Here is a 10534-nt window from a genome sequence, read left to right as displayed (position 1 = left end):
AGAATGCTATTATTATGGCTTCTCCATGCTGGATTACAGTTGCGAACGCCACCGCCTGTCGCCCGGTGAAAGCATCGCTTTTATCAGTAAACACAAGGGACTGGCCATTGGCAATGGCATGGTGTTTTACCTGATGCACCTGTTTCCCATTATTGGCTGGGTGCTGGCGCCGGCTTATGCAGTTGTTGCAGCTACTATAAGTTTGTATCATCGCGATGATAAGGTTGGCATGGAATAGAAATTAAGAATGAGAACCAGAGAAATAAAAATGAAAAAGTCAGAAAGCACCATATATCTAATTCCTTCTGTTTTGCACGAAACTGCAACCGAGACCATTCCTGCATATGTTAAGGATGCAGTAGGCCAATGCCAGGTATTTTTTGTGGAGAATGAACGCACCGCGCGCCGCTATTTAAAAAGCATCTGGAAAGAAATGGTGATCGATAACTACACCTGGGTGCTTATTGATAAAACCAATAATGTAGCTGCGCTTACGGCCTTCAATAAACATGTAAGGGACAACAAAACCATTGGCATTATCAGCGAAGCGGGTTGCCCGGGTATTGCTGATCCTGGTCAGCTGTTAACCGATGCGGCCCATGCAGCGGGCGCCACGGTAAAACCGCTGGTTGGCCCCAGCAGCATTTTACTGGCGTTGATGGCCAGTGGCATGAACGGTCAGCAATTTCAGTTTGTTGGGTATTTGCCCATAGATACAACGCAACGCAGGGAAGCCATTAAAGAGCTGGAGGCTGAATCGGCGAAGAAGAATTGTACGCAGGTATTTATTGAAACGCCCTATAGAAATATGCAGCTGCTTGAAACATTGATAAAAGCCGGTAAGCCCACTACCAAATTGTGTATTGCAGCAGATATTACGGCGCCCACCGAATACATTCATACCAAAACACTGGGACAGTGGAAGGCGAATATGCCCGATCTTCATAAAAGACCTACTATTTTTTGTATGCTGGCGGGTTAATTATTTGTCTTCCCGCATGGAAAGAATACTATCTACAATATATGTGGTATTGCCGCGCCAGGCTAATACATGGTGGTATTCGCGGTAATGCAGGTCGAACCACTTACCACTGTTGGCCATCATTTTTTCGGCGATCGCTTTATTTACAACGGAGAACTCAAATTCATACGATTGTATGCTGCCGGCTGTTCGTGACCGGATGCCTTCCTGGATCAATTTCCCTTCGTAGGTTTTGAATACGTCGCCCTTCAGCACTACATAATTCAAATGGCCCGATTTCACTCCTTCGCCAAACACAAAAAAATATTTCCAGTATATTATACCGGATGCTACCAGTAACAGAAGGAGAACTACGATTAAAATGATCTTTTTCATTATTGTTAGGGTTAGTTCAATTGGCAATAGGCAATAAACAATGGGCAATACTTTCAATAACGGCTTGCCAATTGTTTATTGCCCATTGCCTATTGTTTAAAGACCGTATTTATCCACAAGATAGATCAATGCGGCAATAGAAACAGCACCCAGTTCCAGCTCGCGTTTATTCACCGCTTCAAACACATCGCTGCGGGCATGATGGATATCGAAATACCGTTGCGAATCGGGTTGTAACCCGGCCAGTGGCGTTCCCAATTCCTTGGCCAATGGACCAATATCTGATCCGCCACCGCCATTTTCGATCTCACTTATGCCATAGGGCGTCAGCAAGGGCAACCAGCTGCGTAATTTATTCAGCAGATCGGCCGACATGGTTACTCCAAAACCGCGGGGGGTAAACCCACCTTCATCGCTTTCCAGCGCAAAAATATGTTTCTCCTTTTTAAGGCGGGCCTCCTCGGCATACTTGCTGCCACCGCGGGTTCCGTTCTCTTCATTGGCAAACAATACCACCCTGATGGTGCGCTTGGGTTTATACCCGCTGGCTTTCAATGCCCGTAATACTTCTATCGAGTGTACACAGCCACTACCATCGTCATGCGCACCTTCAGCGGGGTCCCAGCTATCGAGGTGACCGCCGATGGTAATGATCTGGTCGGGAAATTCGCTGCCGGTGATCTCACCAATAATATTATGCGCTACCGTATCGGGCAGCATTTTTCCGTTTGTTTTCAGGAACACATTGGGCGATTCTTTTTGCAGAAATGCAGCCAGCCGGTCGGCATCCTGAAGCCCCAGGGCGGCAGCAGGTATTTTGGGGAAAGAATCGTTATACCGGGTTGCACCGGTATGCGGGTTATTATCTGCTGCATGGCTCATGGAACGGACCAACACGGCTACTGCCCCATATTTAGCGGCCTGACTGGGCCCTGCGCCGCGATAAACTACAGCGTCGCGATACGCTTCAAAGGTTTTAACGTAGGTATTGTCGAACTTGTAATTATAGAAAACGATCTTTCCTTTTACCGATTCTTTTTTCTGTTCCAGCTCTTCGAATGAATTCACCAGCACCACGGGGGCCTGAATTCCTTTGGGTCCTGTTCCCACAGAATTACCCAATGCCAGAATATCGAGTGATTGATTTTTTTTACCCGGGGCTGCCATCCAGGCTTCATCTTTACCACCGCGCACCCAGTGTGGCACCAGGCAGGCCTGCTCAATTACCCGGTCGGCGCCGGCCTGTTCCAGGGCTTTATGCCCCCAGGCTTCGGCTTTGTAGGTTTGGGGAGAACCGCTTAACCGGCCGCCCACCTGTTTTGTGAGCACCCGTAAATTTTCGTAAGCGTTGCTGTGCAGGAGGATCTCATTTGCAATGGCCCTTATTCTCAACGAGTCTTCGTTTTGGGCATGGACATTAAAAGCCAGAATTGTTAACACTAGCGTAAACAATTTCAATCTCATGTGCGTTATTTTACGCTAAAATAGTCAAAATGATCCCCCAGACCATTATTGACCGTTTTAAATTACCTTCACCATCTTAATATATAAATCGCAGTATGCGCATTGCAATAGTTTGCTATCCTACGTTCGGAGGAAGTGGTGTTTTGGCAACTGAATTGGGCAAAGCCCTGGCCGATAAGGGCCACCAGGTTCATTTTATTACGTACCAACCACCGGTGAGGCTGAGTGAGTTTAATGCCAATATTTTTTATCACGAGGTACGGGTGCCTAATTATCCGTTGTTTGATTACCCACCGTATGAAACTGCGCTGGCCAGCACCATGGTAGATGTTATTGTTAATAATAATATCGACCTGTTACATGTGCATTATGCCATCCCCCATGCGTCGGCTGCATATATGGCCAAAAAAATACTGGAAAAACAGGGCAAGATCCTCCCGGTGATAACTACCCTGCACGGTACTGATATTACGCTGGTTGGGAAGGATAAAACCTTTGCACCCGTAGTTACTTTTTCCATCAATGAAAGCGATGCCATTACTGCGGTATCGCAAAACCTGCGCGATGAAACTTACAAAAATTTCAAGATAGAAAAAGAGATCAAGGTCATTCAGAACTTTGTTGATGTTAAACGCTTTGCCAAAAAGCCTATCGATGCCTTCCGTCGCGTAATTGCGCCGCACAATGAAAAAGTGATACTGCATGCATCGAACTTCCGTAAACTGAAAAGAGTAACCGATGTAGTGAAAGTTTTTGCCGGGATTAATAAAAAAGTGCCCAGCAAGTTGTTGTTTGTAGGCGATGGGCCTGAACGCCCCGCTGCTGAAAGCCTGGCCCGGGAACTGGGCATATACGATGAAACCCGTTTTGTAGGCAGGCAGGAGCAAATTGAAGAAGTACTGGCCATCAGTGATCTGTTTATACTGCCTTCCGATTATGAGAGCTTTGGTTTGGCTGCGCTGGAAGCCATGGCGGCCGGCGTACCGGTGATAAGCAGTAATGCCGGTGGTTTGCCCGAAGTAAATATCGAAGGAGAAACAGGTTTCCTGGCCGATGTGGGTGATGTGGAAACCATGAGCATGCGGGCCATTGAACTGCTGTCTGATGAAAACAAACTAAACAAGTTTAAAACAAAAGCAGCTGCACATGCCCGCTTGTATGATATAGAAACTATTGTTCCCCGGTACGAAGCGTTGTACAATCGCTTTTTGCAGAATATAGCAAGCCGGGTTTAAAAGAAAAAGCCTCCCGATAAATCGGGAGGCTTTTTCTTTTAATAACTTATTTCTTTTTGATCCACTGCGCAGGATCGATATTGGTCCTTTCTTTCATTAAGATAAATTCAATCTCACCATTGCCATCGCTGGCGTTATCAGCTATGCCTATTACCTGTCCGCCTGTTATTTTCTGGTTTTTCGTTACACTCACCGAAGCCAGGTTGGCGTATACGGTAAAATAATTTCCATGGCGCACCATCACCGAGCGATTGCCTTCTACATTGAATACGCTCAGCACCTCGCCATCAAATACGGCTCTCACTTCAGCGTTTGGTTCAGTGGCCAGGGTTATTCCAGGGTTGTTGCCAATAACTTCCATCCCTGGTATTTTATAGGGTCCGAAATGGATCTTGATAAGCGCCTTTTCAACAGGCCAGGGCAATTTGCCTTTATTATTCTTAAAATTACCACTCAGCAATTTTGCCTCGGGAGTTAGCGCCAGGTCATTATCATCATCATCATCATTATTCTTTCCCTTCACTTTCTTTTTAGTTACTTTTTTGGTGGTGGTCTTAGCTTTTTTTGTGGTACTCTTGCGGCGGCCACCGGTGCCGGTATAAAAGTCGGCTGAGATAGCATTTTGAATGGCAAAACCCAGTTGCCTGTCGGCCTTCTTTTTTGCCGTCAGTTCTTTACTGATCTCCTGCTCGCGGGTTTTGAGAGATCTTACTACTTCATTCTTTTCTTTCTTTTCTTCTTCCAGTTCTTTCTTTTGCACCACCTGTTTCTTTATCACTTCGTCTTTTTCCCGGCGGGTGCTTTCCAACCCGTTGATCTTTCCGGCCAACAATTTTTGGGTTTGCTTGATGGTCACCTCCTGCTCCTGGCAGTAATCATGATAAGCGCGGAAATATTGTATTCTTTTGAAAGCTTCATTAAAGGAGCGGGCCGATAACATAAAGTTGAGGAAGCCGTAATTGGTGCGGAGCTTATAGGCAGCTACCATATTGCGGGCGTATTGCGCCTTCATGGTATCGAGCCGGGTATCCAGACTGTCGATCTCCATTTTTGACCGGTCAATGTTGCCTTCCAGCCTGTCTATTTGCTGATTGATGTTACTGATGGCCTTTTCGCGCAGGCGGAGTTTTTCCTGCACCATTTCTAACTGGCGTATACTGGCCCGGGTTCGCTTTTTTGAATCAGTAAGCGAACTCTTCAACTCATCGATCTCGCGCTGAATCTCAATTTGCTGATGCTTCAGGTCTTCGCTTCTTCCGGACTGTTGAGCCGGCAGTGAAACGGCAATAGTCAGGGCTGCCAGGCTGGTGGCCATCCATTTCAACATAGGGCTTTTCATTGAATAGGGTCAAGGAATAAAAACCCCGACGGCTCCCGTCGGGGCTTCTTATAAACGTTTATCTTATTAATAACGCAAAAACCTACCTTCTGCGTATCCAACTTTCAGGATCCAGGTTCCTGTTTTCCTGCATCAGCAGAAATTCAATCTCGCCATTGCCATCATCATTGGCAGCGGCGCGGCCCAACATCTGGCCACTGGTCACTTTCTGGTCTTTGGCTACGCTTACAGATGACAGGTTACTATATACGGTAAAATATTTACCATGGCGGATCAGTACGCTCCAGTTACCATCGATATCGAATATACGCGACACTTCCCCTTCAAACACCGCTTTTACCACGGCGCCGGGTTCTGTGGCGAGGGTAATACCGGGGTTATTTCCACGCAGCTTGGTGCCTTCAATGGAATAGGTGCCAAAGTGGATCTTTACATTCCCTTTTTCAACCGGCCAGGGTAACCGGCCTCTGTTACTTTCAAAGCTTCCACTTATCCGGCTGCCTTCGGGCGTGGACTCCAGGAAACTTTCCGTTTTTTTCACGGGTTCCTTTTTGGGCTCTACCTTAGGCTCGGCTTTGGCTACCGGTGCGCTGGCAGTTGGGTTATTTTTTGGTTCAGCTGCTTTTTTGGCTGCTACATCTTCTTTTTCTTTAGCTTCCCTGGCTTTTCTTGCCGCCTCGGCCGCTGCATTTTTTCTGGCGTTTTCTGCGGCGTCTGCTTCTTCTTTAGCCTTTGCTTCAGCAATTGCCTTATCCCGGGCGATCTTTATTTCCCGGTTAATAGCAGCCCCAATGGCTGATTTCAATTTCTGGTCGGCCCTTTGTTTTGCCGTCAGTTCTTTGGAGAGCTCTTTTTCCCGGGCTTTGAGTTTGCTCAGGATCTCATTCTTTTCCTTTTTCTCATCTTCCAGTTCTTCTTTCTGTTTTTCCTGTTTTTGTAACACCACGTCTTTTTCCTTCCTGGAGGATTCCAGTCCCGCGATCTTGTCGTGTAACAAGGTCTGGGTGTTCTTTATGGTAGAAGCCTGCTCTTCGCGGTACAGGCGGTAAGCCCGCAAGTACTGCACCCGGCGCAGGGCATCGTTAAAGCTGGAAGCGGAAAATATGAAGTTCAGGAAATCGTAGTTACTGCGGTTCTTGTAAGCATACACTATGTTTTTGGCGTATTGTGCTTTCAGGGTATCCAACTCTACTTTCAACCGCCCGATCTCATTTTTTGATTTACCAATGGTGCCCTCGATGTAACTTATCTGCTGATTGATGTTGCCAATGGCCTGTTCGCGCAGGCGCAGTTTTTTCTGCACCATGGACAGTTGTAACAATCCCGCCTTGGTATTCTTCTTGGTATCCTTCAGCGTAGTTCTCAACTCGTCTATTTCCCGCTGAATGTCGGCCTGTTTTCTTCTCAGCTCATCACTGCTTCCCCCTGGTTGTTGTTGGGCAAGCAGGGTAACCGAAACCGTAACGGTCAAAAAACAGGTAAGCATCATTTTCAGCATACTGAATGATTTTTTAAGTGTTAACAGGTTCGGGCCAGGTCATACATTGGATAATTCACAGGGTTGGATGGAAGTTAATACATAACGCTTAATTCCGTTTATAATTTTTCGGAATGCTGAACGGAGTATTTAAATCAACGTTAAAATCAAATTGTTTATACTCCATGGTTAGATCCAGTTTCTGCTTTTCCGATACAGTAATTTTACGATAGGCCGAAAACTGAACGCCATTTTTATTCTGGTAATCACCATAGGTGATATCGGCGGTACGGGACCTGACAGGGTCCACATCGTCGAGTTTGCTATGCTGAATGGTATAATCGTCTTTGCTCACAGTTAACAGGTGCTTGAAAACGGCGCCCATACTGATGAGTGAAATGTACCGGTCGTCTCTTTTAAAGGAGTTGATATTGCTGTCGAGAAAAATGGGATTACCCACCAACAGGTTCTGCAGATCGGTAAAGGTGAGCGGGATCTGGATCACCTCCTGTAAAGATTGCACAGACCGCAACTGGTACGTTTTTTTGTTTTTGTCGATAATGATGAGGCTATCGGGCGTGATCTTTACCCTGAATACTTCAATTACATCCAGCGCTCTCACCGAAACCCACAACAGGCTGTCTTTTTTCATTTTCACATAGGCTGTGAAATCGTAATTCTTGCCATCGCTGCGTTCAAAATGCACTTTTACCTTTGCGCTGAAAGTGTTGAATTTTATATTGTTCTGGCGAATAGTATCCCAGATCTTTCTAATATACTGCACAGAGTCAACGCGGTGGTCGACCAACGGCACTACTACTGCTGTATCTTTTTTAGCGATAGCTGTTTGAATCGTTTTGGTAGATCTGCAACTGGTAGCTGCAGCCATGATGATGACAATAATAACGAGGCCGGAAATATATTTCATTCTTTAGGATTTACCGGTATGGCCAAATCCGCCGTCGTGGCGTTTGGTTACCGAGATTGTTTTTACGGGTTTCCATTTTACACGCTCTACCTCGTGTACAACCATTTGGGCAATGCGATCGCCCGGGTGTATGGTTTGTGGTTCCTGCGACAGATTTATCAGAATGATCTTTACTTCGCCACGATAATCAGCATCTATGGTGCCAGGGCTGTTTAAACAGGTAAGCCCCTGTTTTATGGCCAGTCCACTGCGTGGGCGTATTTGTGCTTCGTACCCTTTGGGCAATTCTATAAACAAACCGGTGGGCACTAAAAAACGTTCGAGTGACTTTAATACGATCGGCGCTTCCAAAAAAGCGCGTATATCCATCCCGGCTGCTCCTTCCGTAGCATATTCGGGCAACGGATTAGTAGACTGGTTAATTATCCTGACTTTTACTTTTGACATCCCGCGAATTTAATGTGAAAATGTGTTTCGATAGCCAAATTTGCTGATTATGCTACTTTGCCAGCAGTACAGTAGCATACGCAACCAGTCCTTCTTCTCTACCAACAAAGCCCATGGTTTCTGTGGTAGTGGCTTTTACCGAAACATCGTCTACGGTAATTTCCAGGATACCGGCAATCACACTGCGCATTTGATCGGAATATTTTTGATCTTGGGCGCTTCGAGGCAAATTGACGAATCTACATTTATTACCCGGTATTGGCGGGCTTTTATCAATTCATAACTTTTCTGTAACAGAATTTTGCTATCGATGTCTTTCCAGGTATTATCGGTATTGGGGAAATGCACGCCTATATCGCCCAGGGCCAGTGCGCCCAGCAGGGCATCGCAAATAGCGTGTAACAATACATCGGCATCACTGTGCCCCAATGCCCCTTTATGATGGGGAATTTTAACACCACCTATCCAAAGGTCCCTGCCTTCTACCATTTGATGAAAGTCGATCCCGAATCCAATACGCATTTTACTAATGTTGATAATGTACTAAAACTTGCGATCCGCCTATGCCAGGGCTTGCGCCTCCGTTAAAAGCTTCAGCGACACGCGGACGGCGATAAAAAAAGCGTCCCGGCTACGCCGGAACGCTTCAAATATATTCAATTCTATTATAGCTGATTTAGCTAATTATTCGGCATTCAGGTCATCGAGGTCGAAGATGAGGCCGAAACGCAGGGTATTTGACAATGGGTTACGGTTCACGCCTGAGCCGGAAGGCACCAGGTATGAGAAGTTCAAACCGAACACATTGTATTTAACGCCTAAACCAACGGTGAAATATTTACGGTTACCCTTGGTTTTATCTTCATAAAAATAACCGGCGCGGAAAAAGAACTGATCGCTGTAATTATATTCTGCTCCCAGTGATACCTGGAACTCTTTCAACTCTTCTTTAAAGCCGCCTGGCGCATCGTTGAATGAGCTGAACCAGCTGCTCACGGTTGTTTTGTTTCTATAGTCAGCTACACGAGGGTTATCGACAGTGCTATCACCGGTGAAAGCAGGTGGTGTTGGCACCAGTAATTTATGTAAGTCGATACCAAAGGTGATCTTGTTTTGTTCGTCGAATGCTTTGGTATAAGTAGTACCAAAGCTTAAGTTGGCAGGGATATAGTCCTTCTGCGTGGCATCGTTCGTATAACCGATCTTTCCACCCAGGTTGGTAAGGGTAGCGCCGAAGTTCCAGCCCTGACCAGCTTCATCCTGTCCATTATAGAAGAATGAAAGGTCACCGGCCACTGTGCTACCTGGTTTGTACGTAGTACCGCTTTGTGCCAGGTTACCAGCCAGGTTTGAGTGGATATAACGAAGGGCCACACCCAGACCTATTTTATCAGACAGTTTACGGGTATAACCGAAGTCAACGCCAAATTCACGGGGACGGCCAGAACCGAAATCATTACCAGATGCATCGGTAAACTGAATGTTACCAAGGCTGAAATAACGCACCGAACCAGCCAGGGCCTGGTCTTCATCGAGTTTGTAATATCCGGCCATGGCCAGCAAATACACATCATTCAACCCGAGGTCTTTTAACCAGGGCGTATATGTTAAGCCTACACTGAAGTTCTTTTGTGCAAACGGCACTTTAGCCAGGTTATAGAAGGGGGCATTGGCATCGGGGCTTGTAGCCACGCCCAAATCGCCCATACCGCCAGCCCGGGCATCAGGTGAGATGCGTAAAAAAGGGACTGCAGTTGTGACCACATTTATAGGTTGTACCTGGGCATTGGCAGAGATCACACCCATCGACAGGAATACACCTACAGTTAGTTTCAAGAATTTTCGTTTCATTTTTGAATTGTCTTTAAGGTATCAGACCGCGTTCAACGTTCTCTCAATAGCAGTTTGGTAGAATAAAGTTTACCCTTGCTTTTGCAAATAAAGCCTGTTGATGCGATACAATAAATAATTTAGGGTAAATTTTCCTGTCGATAGATTGGCTAAAATAAGTTATTTCAAAAATTGGGTACTATAATATAAACAATTTCTCGAGCTTTTCCGCTGCTTTGCCGTCACCGGTTTGTACCCGTAAACGGTAAATATACACACCTCTGCCGATTTTATCACCATATTCATCCCGCCCATTCCATTCACAGTCACTCGAACGGGTTCCGGGCGAAAATATTGTCTTGCGAATAGTTTTTACGAGTTTTCCGGTAATTGTATACACTTGAATTTGTATAAGTAGCTCTTCCCCAGGCCTGTTATGTTCAAACCAGAAGGTGGT

Annotated in this window: 11 protein-coding genes and 1 pseudogene; 3 read left to right on the top strand and 9 right to left on the bottom strand. The window is 45.9% G+C overall.

Going from position 1 to position 10534, the window contains the following annotated elements; genetic code table 11:
* Both ACJ751_RS03210 and ACJ751_RS03205 read left to right on the top strand, forming a co-directional pair.
* Positions 1-238: EI24 domain-containing protein (locus tag ACJ751_RS03210; protein WP_407743929.1), on the top strand; the 238-nt coding region annotated here is incomplete at its 5' end.
* 9 nt (positions 239-247) lie between these two features.
* Positions 248-982, top strand: coding sequence for an SAM-dependent methyltransferase (locus ACJ751_RS03205; RefSeq protein ID WP_407743928.1), 735 nt, complete (start codon positions 248-250; stop codon positions 980-982).
* On the opposite strand, the gene ACJ751_RS03200 is transcribed toward ACJ751_RS03205, so the two are convergent.
* Together ACJ751_RS03200 and ACJ751_RS03195 are read right to left on the bottom strand one after the other, a co-directional pair.
* On the bottom strand, positions 983-1357 hold the full coding sequence (locus ACJ751_RS03200) for a hypothetical protein (protein WP_407743927.1): 375 nt from the start codon (positions 1355-1357) through the stop codon (positions 983-985).
* A 96-nt stretch (positions 1358-1453) separates the two neighbouring features.
* Positions 1454-2821, bottom strand: coding sequence for a M20/M25/M40 family metallo-hydrolase (locus tag ACJ751_RS03195; protein ID WP_407743926.1), 1368 nt, complete (start codon positions 2819-2821; stop codon positions 1454-1456).
* Between the two features lie 95 nt (positions 2822-2916).
* Between ACJ751_RS03195 and bshA the strand changes: the two genes are divergently transcribed.
* Positions 2917-4056, top strand: coding sequence for an N-acetyl-alpha-D-glucosaminyl L-malate synthase BshA (gene bshA / locus ACJ751_RS03190; protein ID WP_407743925.1), 1140 nt, complete (start codon positions 2917-2919; stop codon positions 4054-4056).
* Between the two features lie 46 nt (positions 4057-4102).
* Here the strand turns inward: bshA and ACJ751_RS03185 are convergent, their stop codons facing one another.
* The 7 genes and pseudogenes from ACJ751_RS03185 to ACJ751_RS03155 form a co-directional block, all read right to left on the bottom strand.
* Positions 4103-5383, bottom strand: a complete 1281-nt coding sequence (locus tag ACJ751_RS03185; RefSeq protein WP_407743924.1) for a murein hydrolase activator EnvC family protein — start codon at positions 5381-5383, stop codon at positions 4103-4105.
* A gap of 94 nt (positions 5384-5477) precedes the next feature.
* Positions 5478-6893 (bottom strand): murein hydrolase activator EnvC family protein, encoded by a 1416-nt coding sequence (locus ACJ751_RS03180; RefSeq protein WP_407743923.1) that lies wholly within the window; start codon positions 6891-6893, stop codon positions 5478-5480.
* A gap of 88 nt (positions 6894-6981) precedes the next feature.
* Positions 6982-7800: a DUF4292 domain-containing protein gene (locus tag ACJ751_RS03175; RefSeq protein ID WP_407743922.1), complete on the bottom strand. Its 819-nt coding sequence runs from the start codon at positions 7798-7800 to the stop codon at positions 6982-6984.
* Positions 7801-7803: 3 nt separating this feature from the next.
* On the bottom strand, positions 7804-8247 hold the full coding sequence (gene dut, locus ACJ751_RS03170; protein ID WP_407743921.1) for a dUTP diphosphatase: 444 nt from the start codon (positions 8245-8247) through the stop codon (positions 7804-7806).
* 52 nt (positions 8248-8299) lie between these two features.
* A pseudogene (gene ispF, locus ACJ751_RS03165) lies at positions 8300-8769 on the bottom strand (2-C-methyl-D-erythritol 2,4-cyclodiphosphate synthase).
* Between the two features lie 162 nt (positions 8770-8931).
* Positions 8932-10098: a type IX secretion system outer membrane channel protein PorV gene (gene porV / locus ACJ751_RS03160; RefSeq protein WP_407743920.1), complete on the bottom strand. Its 1167-nt coding sequence runs from the start codon at positions 10096-10098 to the stop codon at positions 8932-8934.
* A gap of 178 nt (positions 10099-10276) precedes the next feature.
* Positions 10277-10534: hypothetical protein (locus ACJ751_RS03155; protein ID WP_407743919.1), on the bottom strand; the 258-nt coding region annotated here is incomplete at its 5' end.

The sequence above is a fragment of the Niastella sp. genome, assembly GCF_045805085.1.
GTDB lineage: Bacteria > Bacteroidota > Bacteroidia > Chitinophagales > Chitinophagaceae > Niastella.
This window is presented reverse-complemented; position numbering and strand designations above follow the sequence as displayed.